This is a genomic window from Collinsella aerofaciens (genome assembly GCF_015561195.1).
Classification (GTDB): Bacteria; Actinomycetota; Coriobacteriia; order Coriobacteriales; family Coriobacteriaceae; genus Collinsella; species Collinsella aerofaciens_AC.
Window position 1 is genome coordinate 45316 of sequence record NZ_JADMSU010000010.1, and the last position, 17319, is coordinate 62634.

The following is a 17319-nucleotide window of genomic DNA, read 5'->3' on the forward strand; positions in this document are numbered from 1 at the left end:
TAAGATTTCGCGGAGGGTTGTTGCCGTTTACCGAGGGGTTGTTGTGTAACAACGGGCGAGCTGCAATACTTATTTTTATCTTTGCAAACTGAACTTTAACTACACCAATGCAGGGAGGATTTTATGCAGCCCAAGCATTCCGCGATTGTCGCGGGCCTGACGCTGGCGCTTTCGTTTGGCGCCGTTTCCGCGCCGGCACCCGCCGCTGCCGAGGAGCCCACGCCGGGCGTTGCCTCGGATGCCACCGATATCGACAAAGGTCTCTACACCCAGCAGTCCTTCTCGGGCGTGCTGAGGTCGGTCCAGGGCGTTTCGTTTGTCAACGTGACTCCCGAGATGAAGTACTTTACCAAGTACGAGAGCCATGGCAACTACAACCAGGGCTTTTCGTATGGCGACGGCTACAACGCGCTGGGTTATTACCAGTTCGACCGTCGTTGGTCGCTCATCCCGTTTATGAAGCAGGCCTACAACTACAACCCCGAAAAATACTGCATGCTCAAGGATGCGATTGATCGCGGCAGCGAGATTTCCAACACGAGCAATGCCATGTACGAGAACGGCCAGCTCACCGAGCTGGGCCATATCGCGCAGGATGCCTTCCAAGGTGCTTATAACACCGATCCTGCTGAGTTTTCGGCTCTGCAGGATGCGTATGCGTACAACTCGTACTATGCGGTGACCGAGGCGTGGCTTAAGAGTGCTCTTGGCATTGACATCTCCGGCCGCGCCGATTGCGTCAAGGGCATGGTGTGGAGCATCACCAACATGTGCGGCACCGGTGGCTGCAGAGACTTCTTCCGCTGGGCGAATCTTTCCAACGATATGTCCGACCGCGAGTTTGTGACGGCGCTTTCCAACAGCGTGGTCAATAACGTGGCGACCAAGTATGCAAGCCAGCCCCAGTACCACGAGGGCTGGAAGAACCGCTACCGCAATGAGCTCAAGGACTGCCTGGTCTATATCGCCGAGGACGAGGCTGCCGCTGCGAAGGACAACAAGCCCGAGCAGCCCGAGCAGCCGGAACCCGCGCCGGAACCTGCACCGACGCCTGATTCGAATGACGACCCGAGTGACGATGCCAACGACGACAGGATGGATGCGCCCTCGACCGATGCTGACGGCGGTGGCTCTGCTGGTGACACTACCAACGACGGCTCTACCTTGAACGGCTCCAATTCGAACGGCTCTGCTGCGGGCGATTCGTCTTCAAGCTCTGTTGGCAATACGGATAGCGACGCTTCTGGCTCGACCGACGCTGACACCTCTAACTCATCTACCGGCTCGAGTGATTCGTCTATTGGCACCGGCTCTAACAATGGCTCCGGCTCTGACGCAACCCCTGATTCCGATGCTTCCAAGGACGACTCGAATAAGGCGCCGGACGCTCCCGTTGCTTCGCCGGACAAGAAGCCTTCTTTCTCTGTGCAGCTTGGTTCCACGTTGGGCTCTTCGCTGATGGCTGGCGTCAATAATGGCTCGACTCAGAACAAGGACAACTCTGATCAGGTTTCCATGGAAAAGACCGAGGCCGCAAAGGGCGACTCAAAGGACAAGGCTTCCGAGAAGGCTGAATCCGATAAGGGTCCTAGCTCTGATGAGAAGGGCGACAAGTCCGGTCAGAAGAAGGACGAGAGCAAGACCGAGGGCGAAAAGAAACAGTCCGAAGACGACGACAAGAGCGGTGCTGACAACCAGGTCCAGGAGCAAAATGACTCCAAAACGGTGACCACTACGACCACGACGACCACCACAACCAAGTCATCTGGCGGCAATATGCCCAAGACGGGCGATCTGATTGTGATGGCGAGCCTTGCCAGTGCAAGCTTGGCCACACTGGGCGCTACGTCTATCGTAAGTGGTAAGCATAAGCTCGATCAGCAGAAGAAAGCTTCTGGGGAGGACGGCTCGGAGGAGTAGCCTCTCGGTTGCTAGATAACTAAAGAGTTGGGACGGGGTCCGGTGCGAATGCATCGGGTCCCGTTTTGTTGTGCAACGATTAGTTGTGCCCCCTCACACGTCTTGTTGCTACCGTTGCCCGATATGTTTGCGCGGCGACATCGGTACGCGCGAGGCGGTCATTACAATTGGCACCGTGTTGTGATTTAGGGGGAACGTTTTGGTGTCTGAACAGGCAAATAATGGTTGTGCTGCCGGCTTTGGCGTGCGTTTGATCGGCTGTGCCGACGATGCGGCTTTACCCATTGGCATGCACGACTATGCGGAGGCTCTTGGTTGCTGCACGCTGGTCGACAAGACCATGTTTATTGCAGATGTGTTGGATTGCGACGCGTCCGTTGTGGTGTGCTGTCGACCCGAGGGTTTTGGCAAGAGCATGAACTTGTCGATGCTCAGGGCTTTTCTGGAGCGTCCGGCGGTCAGTCGCGCTGGTCAGCGTTTGTTTGCCGATGCTCAGATTTGGGATGCAGACGGCGGGCGCTATCGGGATGAGTACGCTTGCTATCCGGTGATATCGCTGGACTTTTCTGGCGCTGCGAGGCGTGGCGCCGCTATTGCCGACGTCGTGCGCGATGCTCTTTCGGGCGAGTGCGCTCGTCTGCTGGCGCTTTTGGAGGCTCCGGATTTAGCTCGAGACAAGGTGCGTCACATCGAACGCGTTGCGCGTGGCGCGGCGAGCGAGGATGAGGTCGCCTCGGTGCTTGGCGTGCTCATAGAGCTGCTGGAGATTGCCTGCGATGAGCAGGTTGTATTGCTCGTTGATGGGTACGATGCGGCGTGGTCTCGCCGTGCGAGCGCGAGGGACGCTTCCGACGCCGATCCGGCAGAACTACTTGACCGTGCGCTGTTTGACGCCATTGCCACTGCGCGCGATTCGTTGCGGCTGACGTGTCTGATGGGGGAGTGTTCCGGTCCCGCCGAAGCGGCGCTTTCTTCGCGCGGCTGCTCGTATTGTCTGACGACGCCGCTGTCGGCGTGGTGTGACCGTTGGTTCGGTTTTTCGGATGCCGAGGTCGAGGCTCTGTTGAATCATGCTGGGCGCGAGGAATACCTGGAGGATGCGCGTGAATGGCTCGAGGGATATCGGTTTGGCAGGGCCTATTGCTCGAGTCCGGCGCGCGTGATCGGTTTTCTGGACCGAGGCTGCACGGCGCCTGTGCGCGCCGATCTGTATGGGTATGCGGATTGCCTGAGTAGGGTAGTTGCCGGGTGGAATCTCGACCGCCTTTCGGTCTTGTTTGATTTGCTCGAGGCCCATGGGTGCGCTGAGGTCCCGCTTTGTTTGGGCACTGCAGAGCCAGATTTCTCGCCTGACGATGGCATGTGGACAGCGCTGTATCTGTCCGGTTTTCTCACGACGGATATGACTGAGGAGCCAGAGCATGGCGATCGCCTCCGTGCTTTGCGATTGCCCAATAACGAGCTTCGCCAGGCCTTGCGTCTAGTGATTATTGAGTGGTTTGAGTGCGCTGCCGAAGACATTCGAGACGTCGATGCGTTTCGCGACGGGCTGTGCCGTGGGAACGAGGATACCGTGAGGCGGGCGCTAAGCCGCATCCTGGGGGATGCTGGAATCGGTGAGACCGACCCAGATAAGCCGCTGCCATATCATCTGCTCTTGCAGGGGCTCTGCTTTGGCTTGCCGGGTTATGCCAATCCTGCCTCGAGGCGAAAGTGTGGCGCGGGTCGCTGGGACATCCAGGTTTTCCCTACGGGTGCCGTGTTCGACGTAGCAGACACGATTGGCATGCTGGACGAGCGCCCGCTGATAACGATTAACTTGATGTATGACCCCGATGTGGATGCGCTGGGCCTGGAATTGCTGGCCGTGCAGTCGCTACTCGACATAGAGCGCGACGGCATCGACGAAATCCGTGTGCCACGCCCCGGCGTGGGTCGCATGCGCTGGGGGTTCGGTTTTGATGGGCAGCATGTGGCTACGGTGTGCCAGCGGCTTTAAGCGCCGAGGTGTTTCCGACTTCCGTTACTCGGTGTCCTTCATGGGCGGCATGGGCTTCCAGTTGGGGTCCTTGATGATCTTGCGGGCGTCCTTCATGCCGCGGCGCAGCGCCGGAATTCCGGTCTTAAAGCACTTGTCAACGGCGGCCAGGCGAATAAATTCCTTGCAGAAGGTCGCGGCGTTGCCCAGACGGAACAGCACGGGGTGATAGTCGCCGTAGATCTGCATGTAGCGGGCCAGATAACCGCGGTTGCGCATGATGTAGTAACGGTTGGTGTCGCTCGTAGAGTTGAGCTGGCGCTTGCCGGCGATATCCCAGTTAGAGACAGCGCGGGCGCGCTTGAGAACCACGTCGGCAACAACGGCGGCGGGGAAGTGCTGGCTGGCCACGTAGCCATAGCAGGCATCGTCGCCGTAGATAAAGAAGCGCGCGTCGGGCAGGCCAATCTTGTCGACCACGCGGCGCGAGAACATGCCGCCCTCAAAGCACAGTTGGTTCATGGTGCGGTAGCCCTCGGGTCCCAAGTCCCACTTGGCGACAGGGTTGGGAATGCCGAGCGAAAGGATGAGTTGGTATTGCCAAAAGAAGGCGCCGCCGTCAAAGTCCAGGCGCGAACCCTGGATGACATCGTAGCGGTCGGTCCACTTGGCAAGACGCTCGATGCCTTCGGGGATGACGAGCACGTCGTCGTCCATCACCCAGAACCACTGGGCCCCCAGATCGTAGGCGCATTTAGTGCCAGCGGAGAAGCCGCCCGCACCGCCGCCGTTTTCGAGCTGCGGGGCGTAGATGACACGGTCGGTGCCGCCCTGCGCGTCGGGCTGCTCGGTGTCGATGCCCCACAGGCTGGCCAGGCGCTCGTTGAATGCGGTGCACATGGCCTCGGTCTCGCGCGAATTCTCGTTATCGACGATCACGATACGCCAGGGCGTTGCCGTGAGCTCGGTCATGGAGTCGAACAGGTTGGCCAGGAGTTCCTGGCGCTTGTACGTAACGACAACGATGGCGAGCTTATCGATGGGAGCGGGAAGGGTTGAAGGCATGGGGCAATATATCCTTTCACGCGCGGCGGGCGAGCGCTGCGCGGAAGCTATCGAATACGTCCTTGGGACTGTTCTATTGTAAAGGCTCACCGCACCTTGTCGGCAAGCTTTGAATAAAACGCAGGAACCTGCCACGGGTGTAGCGGCTTTGGCGTCTGACGGCAGCGTGTCTATTGCCGCTTGAGCTAGCGAGCGATAAGGCTTCTAGCTGCATCGATGATGAGAAGCGCCAGAGCAAAGACGATGCTAATGACGGTACCCGTGACGATACATATAGCTGCCGGGCTGTTTTGGCTGACCAGTATGTTTGCGAGCAGGGTGTTGAAGACGGGACGCCACAGGCTACTGGTGAGCGACTGCATCACATAGAAACCGAGCGTGGCGGTCGATAAGGTGACGATGACACCTGCATTCCGCGGATTGCCTAAGGCCCTGCGTCGGGTAGCCGCAAAGAGCAGGGAGGCTGCAGCGAGGGCAAACGAGATCAACGAGGTCGATTTGTAGGAGAGGACTGCCATCGCCGTGAGGTTGCCGGTGAAGGAGAGTGCTCCTTCCAGGATGGTGGCGAGTGCCAAAATCGCAGCGAGCGACCGCATGCCCAAGGTGCCTGCCCTGTCCGAATCCATGACATCGGTAACGTCGCGGAGCAGACCGCCGATCAAAAACGCGATTACGTACGTGGCAGCGCTCATGAGCTTCTGGAGCCAAGAAAACTCGCCGGCGCTTGTCGTACTCATGGCGGCTATATACCCGTTAACAACAAATGCGAGGATGCCAACGGCGATGACCGTCGTCGTGTAGCTCTTCTGGGAGAGTCGACTCTTAGCCAGTCCAAACCATGGCGCCATGAAGACCGTGGCGGCATAGACCCAGATAAACTCAAGGCCTAGCGTGTACCAGTAGTGCGTGCTGAGGGTAACATCGGGAATGGGGGAGACGACCGTGGACCACGAGAGCGCCACGACACAATAAAACGCAGCGGGCATAACAACCTTGCCTAGGCGCTGCGCCGTCCGTTGCATTTGCGACTTCCACGTTGCCCCACCGTCCCAAGCACGCGCGGCTGAGGCGATGAGAAAATAGCCCGAGATCATAAAGAAGACCTTGTTGGCCCAGCAGCCCAGCAGGTTAATAAAACCGAGCACGCCGGAATGGGGGAAGGCGGCAAGCGGCGCGTATTCCGGCAAGCCGACGCAGGTCGCTTGGAAGGTCCACTGAAAGGTGTGAAACACCGCGATGCCGGCGACCGCGACCAAACGCAGTGCTTCGATGGGTATGTTGCGTGCGGCTTTGGGCTGCATGACGTCCTTTCTTATCGGTTTGCCTCTGCGAGCTCCATAGATTATATAAACGCCCGCTAGCGCGCTGACCCTTTGATACCATGAAACGACAGGTATTTCCTAAGGAGCACATTTGTCTACTAACGCCTCTGGCAGCCCTGTTCTGTCGCTGCTTATTCCCATTTACAATGTTCAGCGCTACCTGCGCGAGTGCCTCGATTCCGCCCTGGCGCAGACGCTCAAGGACATCGAGATCATCTGCATTAACGACGGGTCGACCGACAACTCGCCGGCGATTATCCGCGAGTATATGGAGCGCGATGGGCGCGTCAAGATGATCGACAAGGCCAACAGCGGCTACGGCGACTCGATGAACCACGGCCTGGAGATGGCGCGTGGCAAGTACGTTGGCATCTTGGAGTCCGATGACTTTATGGCGCCCGACGCACTCGAAAAGCTTGTCTCGGCCGCCGATAGCAATAATGCCGACTTTACGAAGGCGAACTTTGATTTCTACTGGTCCAAGCCCGAGGAGCGCCGTTCGCTGCACGAGATGTTTAAGGCCAAGGACTGCGACAAGCCGGTGCACCCGAGCGACACGACGCAGTTCTTTAAGCAAAAGCCGTCGATTTGGTCGGCCGTGTACCGTCGCGATTTTCTTGAGCGCAACGGCATCAAGTTCTTGCCGACTCCAGGGGCATCCTTTCAGGACACGTCATTCGCCTTTAAGGTTATCGCGTGTGCCGATAAGGCTGTTTACCTGCATGATGCCGTGTTGTCGTATCGCCAGGACAACGAGAATTCCTCGGTCAATTCTTCGGCTAAGGTCTTTTGCGTCAATACCGAGTATGCCGAGATTGAGCGTTGGATTCGAGAGGATTATGCCCGTGATCACGCAAGTGATGACGTCGCGCGCATGCTCAAGTTCAATCAGCTCATTAAGTACGATTCGTACATGTGGAACTACGTGCGCCTGGCGCCCAAGTTCTATAAGGAGTTCCTGGTTCAGATGGCCAAGGAGTTCCAAGCTGCCTTGGACGCCGGGGAGTTTTCGCTTGACGACCTCAAGCCGTGGAAGCGCGCAAATCTCGCTGCTATCCTCAAAGATCCTGAGGGCTGGGTTGACGAGCATCCGAGCTTTGCGACGGATGGTGCCTTGGGGCGTGCTAAGTATTACGCCTCGGTTGGAGGCCCAGGCGTGGTCGCCGCTTTCCTCATCGAATCGCTAAGGGGGTAGGTCGGCATGGGAGAGGCCTCGTGTCCTAAAGCTACCATTGTCGTCCCCGTTTACAACTCTGCGCACTCCATTCAGCGATGTCTCGATTCGCTGTTGGCCCAGTCCGAGCGCTCGATTCAGGTTGTCTGCGTCAACGACGGTTCGACTGATGATTCGTTGAACGTGTTGCGCCAGATCGCGCAGGCCGACGATCACGTACTGGTGATTGACCAGGAAAACGCGGGCGTCTCGTGTGCTCGAAATGCCGGTATCGATGCCGCCGTGGGCGAGACCGTCTTTTTTGTGGACGCCGACGATTACATCGATGCCCAGACGGTCGAGCGCGTGCTGCATGCCATGGAGTCTGCAGATGCCGAGGCTGCCGTTTTTGGCGGTGTCTGTGAACCCGTCGATGCTGCCCCCAAACGCGTCCAGCAACTCATGAGCCCCAAAGCCGGTACCTTCGGCGCCCGTGATCCCCAACTGCTGTTCCATTCGAATGCGCAGCCCTATGCCTGCCGTGCGGCTTTTTCGCGCGAGCTGCTCAATCGCGAAGGCATTCGCTTCGCCCCCGGTTTGGCTTTGGGCGAGGACGTCGTCTTCCAATTTGCGGCTTATGCGCTTGCCCGCAAGACCGTCGTCATGCCGGACAAGTTCTACCACTACGTGATGGAGAGTGAATCGGCGACGCACGAGTTCAACAGTGCCGATGCTCGCGCCAAAAAGCTTGACGCCCACATGAGGATGCTCGAGGAGGTCTTGGAGGACTGGGCGGCCTACGGTCTTTTGGACCTGTGCCCCGGCGAGCTGATAACTTGGTTTTTAGACCTAATTGTGTTCGACCTAGCGCGCTTGGATGCCGATGGTTTCCATCGCGTGGCGGCTCGCGTCAACATGGATCTCACGACGTTTTTGGGAACGGCGTGGGCGGATATGCCTGCTAAGGGCGCCGTTCGGCGTGTTGCCCACAAGCTCGTTGCGGCGACCTCGGGCGTTTCGATGGCAGACGCCACGCTGTTCTATCTTTCGACTCGCGGTCTCAAAGCCTGTCTGGAGCGCTTTATCTAATTCCAAGCGCTGCCGCCCGCCGCAACCCGGCTGCTAAAATAACCCTGTTACACGCTATTCAACAGGAGGTTCTCTTGCAGAACTCTGATACCCCTAAAGTTTCGCTGCTTGTCCCCATTTGCAATGTCGAGCGCTATCTGCGCGAGTGCCTCGATTCCGCCGTGGCGCAGACGCTCAAGGACATCGAGATCATCTGTATCAATGACGGTTCCACCGATAGCTCGCCGGATATCATCCGCGAGTACATGGAGCGCGACCCCCGTGTAAAGATGATCGACAAAGCCAACAGCGGCTACGGCGACTCGATGAACCGCGGTCTGGAGATGGCGCGCGGTGAGTACGTGGGCATTCTTGAGTCCGACGACTTTATGTTTGAGGATTCGCTCCAAAAGCTGGTCGCCAAGGCCGATGCTGAGCATGCCGATGTGGTAAAGGGCGACTTTTATCTGTATTGGTCCACGCCCAGCGAGCGCCGTGAGCTGTTTGGGATCATCGGCGAGTATATGACGGGCGCCGCGTATCGCCCCGTCGATCGCCCGGGCATCTTCTACCGCAAACCTTCCATTTGGTCGGCCATCTATCGGCGCGAGTTCCTCAACGACAATCAGATTCGGTTCCTTCCCACGCCGGGCGCCTCGTATCAGGACGCAGGCTTTAACTTTAAGGTTTGGGCATGCGCCGAGCGTGCAGCGTTTATCGCGGACCCCATTTTGTGCTATCGCCAAGACAACGAGAAGAGCTCAGTTAATTCGCCCAACAAGGTATTTTGCGTGTGCGACGAATACGCCGAGATGCAGCGCTTTTTGGATGAACGTCCCGAGCTCAAGGTTCAGCTCCAGGGCATTTTAATGCGCATGAAGGTCGATACGTATCGCTGGAATGACGAGCGTCTGGTCGATGAGCTGCGCGAGCAGTTTTGGGAGAAGGCTTCGCCCGAGCTCAAGGCCGATTGGGATGCCGGTCGCTTTGATCTGTCGCTGTTCGATCCGCGCGGCGAGACCGACTTGCGCCTGATGGTCAAGTCGCCCCGTGCTTATATCGATTCGCGCTTTGACTTTAAGAAGCCCGGCAAGCTCAATACGTTTAAGCACTACTTTAAGATTGGCGGCCTGCCGCTGGTCTGGCGCGTGCTGACGTATCAGCGCACCTACGGCGATAATCCGCATCCCGATGACGTGCCGGCCGCACAGTAGGAGCACTTGGCTATGACTACCCCCAAGATTTCCGTTGTCGTTCCCATCTATAAGGTGGAGGAGTGCCTGGCCTGGTGCCTGGACTCCCTGCTTGCGCAGGACATGCCCGATTGGGAAGGCGTGCTGGTCAACGATGGCTCGCCGGACGGTTCGCGCGATATTGCGGCTGCCTATTGCGAAAAGGACGCGCGCTTTACGTTGGTCGATAAAGAGAACGGGGGCCTGTCGAGCGCGCGCAATGCAGGCATCGCCGCGTCCACGGCGCCAATTGTCGCGTTCTTGGATTCCGACGACCGCTTTACGCCCGATGCATGCCGCGTGATCGTCGATGCCTTTGAGCGCGAGGACTGCGACGTGTTGACCTTTGGCGCGAACCCGTATCCGCTGGAGGCGGGGTATCCGTGGCTTAACTATGTGCTTAGCCCGCGCGATGTGTCGTTTGAGGGCTATAGCTCCGACCTGCTGTTTAAGGAAGCGTCTCGTCCCTTTGCATGGCGCACCGCCTGCAAGCGCGACTTCTTGCTGGGCAACGGGATCGTGTTCGACGAAACCGTTAAGTATGGCGAGGACCAGGTCTTCGACTTTGCCGTGTACGGTCGTTCGCACAAGACCGCGCTTATCTCGAACAAGTTGTACGACTATCGCGTGGCTCGCAAGGGTTCGCTCATGGACACCATGCGCTACGACGACGAGACACGTCTGCTGGAGCACGTGAAGATTTACTTCGCTATGCTGGCTGACTGGCAGCGCGACGGTCTCGACGCACAGCATGCTGATGACCTGGCGTACTTCCTGTGTGATCTGGTGCTGTACGATGCGCTGAGGTTGCTGGGTTCGGACTGCGGCAAAGTGTTTGCTGCCGTTGCCGCGGCGCTTAACGGTTCTGCCGTGGACAACGATGCTGCGCTCGCACAATGTGCTCCTTCGGTTGCCGCCATGGTGCGCGCGGCACTTATCGGTAAGGCCCCTGCTGCTCGTTTGTGCAAAAAGCTCATGTTCGATTACGACGTCTTGAGGTTTGGGCGCCTGGGTGCCTGCAAACGCATGGCAGCGAACGCCCTGGGAAAGCGAGAAGTGTAGATGAGTATCAAGCGTTTGGCACTTTGCCGCAGTCAGGGCCGTCTGTTTGTGCTGCTTCGTTTTGCCGGTCAGGATGTCGCCGCGCTTATTGAACGGGAGGGTTCTCAAGCGTTTGCCCACGCGACAACGAGCGGTTCTTGTGTGCCGTCGCTGGTGCTCCCAGTCGATCATGGCCGTGTGTTGGCGCTTTGCCCTTCCGTTTCCGATTACGAGCGCGAGCTCGCCGTCTTGGTGCTTCCGTTTTTGGATGGCTCTGCGATCGACGCTGCATTTGTGTCCGGTGGCAAAAAGCTTGGCGCCATTCGCCTCGATAGCCGCGTGGACAAGCTGGAATCTAAGATTAACTACAAAGCAAAGCCTGCGCTGTGCGCGCTTATCCGCGATGCGCAGCGTGGCGAATGCTGCGGTCGCTACGAGATCGATGCCATTCGCTATTTGCCGACAGACGCCGGCGCGGTGTGGCGCTATGAGGTTGCCTGGGCGGGAGACCCCCAGTGCTCCCCTGAGTTCCAGAGCTTCGATACGCATATGAATGCGATTGATGCCACCGTGCATGTGTTTGAATCGCAGGTCGATGTGCCGCAGCAGAACGGATGCCGCGTCAATAAAACGTATCTGAGCGTTGAGATGCCTCGGGATATACGGGATTTTGTCGCGATTGTGAGCGATCCCACAGAGCAGATCCAGAGCGGGTTTTGCGCCATGGATGGTCGCCTGTACAACGGCATGGTCGACGACAGTTGGAACCGCATGAAGGACGCGCGTGCGGACGACGCAGCTTATCGACGTTGGTTTGAGCAACATCGCGCAAAGCCGGGCGATTTGGCGTGCCAGCGTGTCGCTTCGGCGGCCTTTGCCTATAGACCGCTCGTGAGCATTGTGGTGCCGTGCTACAAGACCGATCTGGTCTACCTGCGCGAGCTGCTGGACTCGGTGCTCGCCCAAAGCTATGACAACTGGGAATTGCTGCTCATGGATGCCTCGCCCGAATGGGACGCGGTGGCCACTCTTGCGGCAGACGCCAACGACGAGCGCGTTCGCCGCATCGAGCTTTCCGGCAACGGCGGCATTGTGCTCAACACCAACGCGGGTATCGAGCAAGCGACAGGCGACTACATCGCGTTCTTGGACCACGATGACATCCTGGAACCGGACGCATTATTCCACTATGTTTCTGCGCTGAACAAGGCTGCCGAGGGAGAGCGTCCCCAGGTCCTGTTCTGCGACGAGGACATGTTCCAGAAAACGGGGGAGTGGGGCCAGCCGGTCTTTAAGACGCAGCTCAACGTCGACCTGCTCTATAGCCATAACTGCGTGACGCATTTCCTGGTGGTGGAGAAGGCGCTCATCGATCACATTGGTACGTCCCCAGAAGACGTTGTGGGCGCCCAGGATTATGACCTGACGCTCCGTTGCCTTGCGGCGGGCGCGCGGTTTGAGCATGTTGCGCACGTGCTGTATCACTGGCGCGTGCATCCGGGATCGACCGCCGACGGTTCTGCCGATAGCAAGCCGTATGCTATTGAAGCCGGGCGCCTTGCGCTTCAGCGTCACTTCAACGCGCTGGGCATTTGCGGAACGGTCGAGGAGACCGATACGCCGTTTGTCTACCACATGCGCTATGCGCTGCCGGAGCCTGAGCCGTTGGTGAGCATTGTGATTCCCACCAAGGACCACGTTGAGACGCTCGATTCCTGCGTGATGTCAATTGCCCAGAAGGCCACGTATGCTAACTACGAGATCGTCTTGGTGGAGAACAACAGCGAAGATCCGGAGACGTTTGCGTATTACGAAACCCTGCCGGAGCGCGTGGCTGCCGCGTCTGACGGTAAGGGTAGCGCGCGCGTTGTGTTCTGGCCGGGCGAGTTTAATTACTCCAAGATCATTAACTTTGGCGTGGAGCATGCCAAGGGCGACTACCTGCTGCTGCTGAACAACGATACTGAGGTCATAAGCCCCGATTTTATCGAAGAGATGATGGGCTACCTGCAGCGTCCCGATGCGGGCGTGGTGGGCGCCAAGCTCTACTTTGCCGATCATCTGGTGCAGCACGCTGGCATTGTGGTTGGCGTGCGTGGCGCACTTGCCCATGCCAACCAGGACTTCTCGGCAAAGCGCGAGGGCTATCTTGCCCGCGCTGTGCGCCCGGGCAACTTTAGTGCCGTAACGGGCGCCTGTCAGATGGTCCGCCGCGACGTATTTGAGCAGGTCGGAGGCTATAACGAGGAATTCGCCGTCGGCTTTAACGACGCAGACTTTTGCCTGCGCGTGTGGGAGGCGGGCTACCGCACCATCTTTACGCCTTATGCAGAGCTGTATCACTACGAGTTCACCTCGCGCGGCAGGGAAGAGGCCAACGAGGAAAAGCTGCGCCGCTGGAAGCACGAACAAGCACTGTTCATGCAGCGCTGGCCGGAGTTCTTCCTGAAGGGCGATCCGTGGTTGGGGCCGAACTTATCCGCTGAGAGCGAGTATTTCTCGGTCTAAAGCAATGGTTTTTAGGAAGTACTAAACTTTCTTTCGCTATGAGCTTGGAAGAAAGCAACGTTGGACTACCTACTAAGACAAATTACGAAAGCTCGATACTTCCGCGATAAGTTTATACAGGCTTATATAACTCGATATTATCCGATATAAGTAGATATCGCACTTGCCTTTGCCGGCTTACCCGCCGGTGTTATGGATCTTATTAACGGCAAGGCGCTTACGTTCTTGCGTCGTGCCCTCCCCGAAGCCTGGCCCTCCTTTGGGGTATCGTCGCGGCGGGTGACATGTCCTCTATGTCGGCGTACTTCGCCACGGTGTTGCGGCTCAGGTGAAGTGCCCGGGCTATCTTGAACCCCGGGCGCCCGGCCGCCTCCGTCGACCGTATATCATTCACTGTGTCCAGGGGCACGGTCATCTCCCCATCCTTCCCGGGCGGCCTCGCCAAAGTGCCCGCCCGGGGAAACCGTATGGCGAGGGCCGCGCTCCCGGTTCCCGGGGGTACGGCCCTCCTGCTCAAACTGCTCAGTTTCAGTGCTCACGGTGCTCGATTGTCGGCGATCACGCGGACCTCTTTTTAGTGATCATTAACACCCGTCGACATGCTCGACCTGACGCCGGGGCTCATAGAGCCTGCGCGCGCCGAGATGGGCGATACCCCGCTGGCCTAGCCTTAAGGTAAAACGGAATAGGCGGACCGAACGTCCGACTGGGTCTGGGAAGCGGTGCCAGGCGGAGGGCGAAGCATGGCCACCGAACCCATCGAAACACATCTCCACCGTTCCTCCAACTGGGAAAACGCCGCCCCCCCTGGGCCCACTGGGTCCGCGGGGGCGTTCGGATAACTGCCGGAACGGCCTATTGGTTCAATGCGATCGGCTGAGATCGGAAATCAACCGATGTTTAGCGATTGTGTATGATTTTCAACCGGATAAATGTTATCGAAACTCTTTTCCTCTCTATTTTGGGGTATCAAGAGTAAAAAAGGGAGGTGATTTTATGAATCATAATCAGGCTATTGAATTGGAGAGAATAGTTAGACGTGTATATGACTGCGATAGGGCCGGTATGGGTGGCTATATTGATGCTGATAATTTTTCCTCCAATCCTTTTGATGCGGCGTTGATTGCACTTGCTCCACTGTGGAAGAATGACTCAGATCGACAGGTTGAAAATTTCCTGTATAAATGGGACCACATTATTCGAGCAGAAGTCTCGCCATCGGATGATTTGGTTGAGTCCTACATTGTCGAGTTGGAGCGGATAGTACATGACTTGGGCGGCGCTTCTCTCTGTTAGTCTAAGATTGACTCAACTTGGTCTCAGCACCTAAGTCAATTGTGCAAATAATGGGGTCGCTTCGAAAGCATCGCTTCTCGAAGCGACCCCATTGTTTGTCTCTACTTGTGTGCCCCGAAGGGGTTCGTTCTTTCCATATCTATCTGTCCCATCCGGCCGAACGCCCTGTTCCCGAATCATTACCCGTTATCTAAAATGTTGGATTGATTTGGCTCTGTCGGACCATGATTGACATTCTGCCCCAATCATCTTTTTGAAATTGCAGGATAATCGCCCCCCTTGCCGGGTTTGAATCCGGCAAGGGGGCGATGTGCTAAAGATCTGTCGGGTCAATCGTGAGGGTCCCATCGCCCCAAGTCGATTTACCGGCTATCTCGCCGTCTTCCCGTCGGGCGCCGGCGTCTTGACCCTCATCTCGAACGGCATCCCGCCCTCCCGGACGGGCGCCCTGAGGAACGCGTTGACGGCGGTGGAAATGGACAGGCCGAGCTCGTCCAAGATGGCCTGGCCTCCTTTTTGGCCTCCGGGTCGATCTGGATCGTCGTGGCCGGTATGTTCGACGGCATGGCTGCACCTTCCTCGTATATCGCGATGCGACCATTCTACCGTCTCTATGCGGCGGCTTCGGTCCAGTAGTCAATGTAGGGCGGCAGGACGTTGAACATATCACGGATGCGGCTCCTGCACATGCCGTTGGCGAGCTGTCGCGCAACCGTGCGCTCTGCGGTGCCGGAATTGATCGCCATGAAGGTCCGGCACCTCTTGAACCAAGCGAGGTAGGCGCCGAGGTGCTTCGTCGACACGCCTTAAACGGCTTCATGAAGGTATCGAGGAGCGAATGGACGGTGTTGATCCGGTTGATGGTCCCCTCGGAACAGTCCTTGGAATCGTGGGCCGTGTGTGCGGCGACCTCGAGCTCCGCGAGGACGTCGACATAGGCGGACGCCTTGTCCGTCGCCACGACGGAAGCGGACGCGATGCGGTCCCTCAGCACGTCCACGGCGCGTTTCCTCGACAGGATGCCTCGTCCCGAGACCTCGAGAAACGTCTCGTTCGAGTCGTTCACGCCGGTCATGACGCAGATCCGCTCGCGCGACAGTCCGCGCCTGTGCACCTGCTTGCCACGATGTCGGGAGTGACGTGGCATCGTAAATGACCCCTTCGTGTGGTTGCCCTTGAACGACTCGGGGAAGTAGGTCTCGTCGAGCTCGCAGCCGCAGCCCCGCCCGGTCTTGAACGAGGGCGAGTAGGCCGAGAGACACTCGATGAGCCTGTGGCGCATGGTGTAGGCGGTCTTGAGGCAGACATGGCAGCGCCCCGCGCATTCGCGCAGGGGCAGCATGAGAACGAAGCACTCGGCATTGGCCATCCAGGTCTCCTTCGGGAGCCTGCTCGTCCCCAGGATGTGCCCGCTGCCCATGCCGAAGGTCCTGCCGCAATCCTGGCAGAGGTAACGCTGCTCGCCGTTCTTTGATTTGCCCTTCTTCACGACCGCGGCGGACCCGCAGCGCGGGGAGCGCTCGGCCTCGTAGGCGGAGCCGGCGGCGTTCGGTCCTGCTGAGGCTCGCGATGTCCCTCTTGAAGGTGATTACCAGGTCCTCGGCGTTCATGCTGCCCCGCGGTCTACGAGGCTAACGATATGGCGCCGTGATGACATATGTATGTCAATCTTGGTCTAACAGAGCCTAACGAAAGTGCATGTCAGGAGTTTCCCTTAGGCATTTTGCGGCTATAGGGACAAGGTCGAACATCGTGTGAACGACATCGCCCGTGTTTGCAACGGTAGCCGTGAACTTGCCGTTTCCAAAATCCATCAGATGGTAGAGGTTGATGGTTAAGTCCTTTTGCGTGGCAATTCTCAGAATCCAGTAAGCGCAATTGTCGCTGCAGGTTGTGGCGTTGTATACGTTCTGAGGCATGAAGTACATGAGCAACAGCGTCTTAGTGCCTCCCGACAGCCTTTCAGGAGGGATAATGCCTAGGATCTTGGTGTCTATTGCGCAGGGTCCAACGACATTGCCTTTATCGATTGATTTAATAATCCTTTGAGCAAAGGCGTCTTGAAACCACTGGGGCGAATAGACGTTATCGAAGTAAACCGACGTATTGTAGATAACGTTTTCCATATCACCATAGTGAATTGTTAACACGTTGGTCCCTTCGGGTTGCTGGTTTGGTGTTCGGTGAGACTGATTGTATCGCACGCATAAGACGGGCGTAATTTGCCAGAAACACATGCGATTGATAACCATTGACAGTCAAGACCTGTATCCAGTGCCCGTATTTGCATGTCCGTACTTGAACCTAAGTTGCTTTGAAGGCCTATGTTTTAGACAATAGTTCCAGGCTAGGCTCTGCGTGGCGGCACGTAAAAGCCGTACTGTGCTTGGGTGGGTAAAAGTCCAAGACGATTAGATATCCGAGAGGATATCGAGCCCGTGCCGGGGAGATAAGGTGAGCCCGCGCCGGGGACTATAGTTCCGGCAACAAATGGGTTTCCGCGAGGATGCCGCGGCTGACGGTCAGTATATTACCGCCCTACACGCTCCTTCCGCGCGTCGCCTGCTCAAACGATTTGCGCCGAATTTTATTCCGCGGGCGGTGAGCCTGTTTATAGACAACGTCACGACCTATAGACGGGTGTCTTGGGGGTATTGCAGCTTGGCTCCCGTCCCCCCAATCTAGTAGACTTGGAAACCGTTGCTAGATTAGGGGGATTTTCCATGAGACGCTCCA

The 17319-nt window shown here is 57.6% G+C and carries 13 protein-coding genes and 1 pseudogene; 8 read left to right on the top strand and 6 right to left on the bottom strand.

What is annotated here, in order from left to right:
* Positions 1-123 precede the first annotated feature (123 nt).
* A complete protein-coding gene (locus I2H81_RS08935; protein WP_195645307.1) occupies positions 124-1920 on the top strand; it encodes a VgrG-related protein in 1797 nt (598 codons plus the stop codon).
* A 202-nt stretch (positions 1921-2122) separates the two neighbouring features.
* The gene (locus I2H81_RS08940; protein WP_195645308.1) at positions 2123-3919 is read left to right on the top strand and encodes an AAA family ATPase; all 1797 of its coding nucleotides are present in this window, start codon (positions 2123-2125) and stop codon (positions 3917-3919) included.
* Between the two features lie 24 nt (positions 3920-3943).
* Here I2H81_RS08940 and I2H81_RS08945 read toward each other — a convergent pair whose 3' ends face one another.
* Positions 3944-4963, bottom strand: coding sequence for a glycosyltransferase (locus I2H81_RS08945; protein WP_195645309.1), 1020 nt, complete (start codon positions 4961-4963; stop codon positions 3944-3946).
* Positions 4964-5148: 185 nt separating this feature from the next.
* On the bottom strand, positions 5149-6264 hold the full coding sequence (locus tag I2H81_RS08950; RefSeq protein ID WP_195645310.1) for an acyltransferase family protein: 1116 nt from the start codon (positions 6262-6264) through the stop codon (positions 5149-5151).
* A 112-nt stretch (positions 6265-6376) separates the two neighbouring features.
* On the opposite strand from I2H81_RS08950, the gene I2H81_RS08955 reads away from it, so the two are divergent.
* The 6 genes from I2H81_RS08955 (at position 6377) to I2H81_RS08980 (ending at position 14583) form a co-directional block, all read left to right on the top strand.
* The gene (locus tag I2H81_RS08955) at positions 6377-7480 is read left to right on the top strand and encodes a glycosyltransferase (protein ID WP_195645311.1); all 1104 of its coding nucleotides are present in this window, start codon (positions 6377-6379) and stop codon (positions 7478-7480) included.
* Between the two features lie 6 nt (positions 7481-7486).
* Positions 7487-8527 (top strand): glycosyltransferase family 2 protein, encoded by a 1041-nt coding sequence (locus I2H81_RS08960; RefSeq protein WP_195645312.1) that lies wholly within the window; start codon positions 7487-7489, stop codon positions 8525-8527.
* A 74-nt stretch (positions 8528-8601) separates the two neighbouring features.
* Complete coding sequence (locus I2H81_RS08965; RefSeq protein ID WP_195234479.1) at positions 8602-9720, top strand: glycosyltransferase family 2 protein; 1119 nt, start codon at positions 8602-8604, stop codon at positions 9718-9720.
* A 12-nt stretch (positions 9721-9732) separates the two neighbouring features.
* Entirely contained in the window at positions 9733-10800 is a 1068-nt protein-coding gene (locus I2H81_RS08970) for a glycosyltransferase (protein WP_195645313.1), read from the top strand.
* Positions 10801-13287 (top strand): glycosyltransferase family 2 protein, encoded by a 2487-nt coding sequence (locus I2H81_RS08975; RefSeq protein ID WP_195645314.1) that lies wholly within the window; start codon positions 10801-10803, stop codon positions 13285-13287.
* A gap of 996 nt (positions 13288-14283) precedes the next feature.
* Positions 14284-14583, top strand: coding sequence for a hypothetical protein (locus tag I2H81_RS08980; RefSeq protein WP_117854877.1), 300 nt, complete (start codon positions 14284-14286; stop codon positions 14581-14583).
* 369 nt (positions 14584-14952) lie between these two features.
* Here I2H81_RS08980 and I2H81_RS08985 read toward each other — a convergent pair whose 3' ends face one another.
* From I2H81_RS08985 to I2H81_RS09000, 4 genes and pseudogenes are all read right to left on the bottom strand, one after another.
* Positions 14953-15081: a type II toxin-antitoxin system RelB/DinJ family antitoxin gene (locus I2H81_RS08985; RefSeq protein WP_195645315.1), complete on the bottom strand. Its 129-nt coding sequence runs from the start codon at positions 15079-15081 to the stop codon at positions 14953-14955.
* 113 nt (positions 15082-15194) lie between these two features.
* Positions 15195-15329, bottom strand: coding sequence for a hypothetical protein (locus I2H81_RS10525; protein ID WP_267490010.1), 135 nt, complete (start codon positions 15327-15329; stop codon positions 15195-15197).
* Between the two features lie 65 nt (positions 15330-15394).
* Positions 15395-16084, bottom strand: a pseudogene (locus I2H81_RS10630) (IS1595 family transposase); the annotation flags it as partial.
* 184 nt (positions 16085-16268) lie between these two features.
* Positions 16269-16709 carry a DUF4869 domain-containing protein gene (locus I2H81_RS09000; RefSeq protein WP_117638277.1) on the bottom strand — a complete coding sequence of 147 codons (441 nt, stop codon included), beginning with the start codon at positions 16707-16709 and terminating at the stop codon, positions 16269-16271.
* Positions 16710-17319 lie beyond the last annotated feature (610 nt).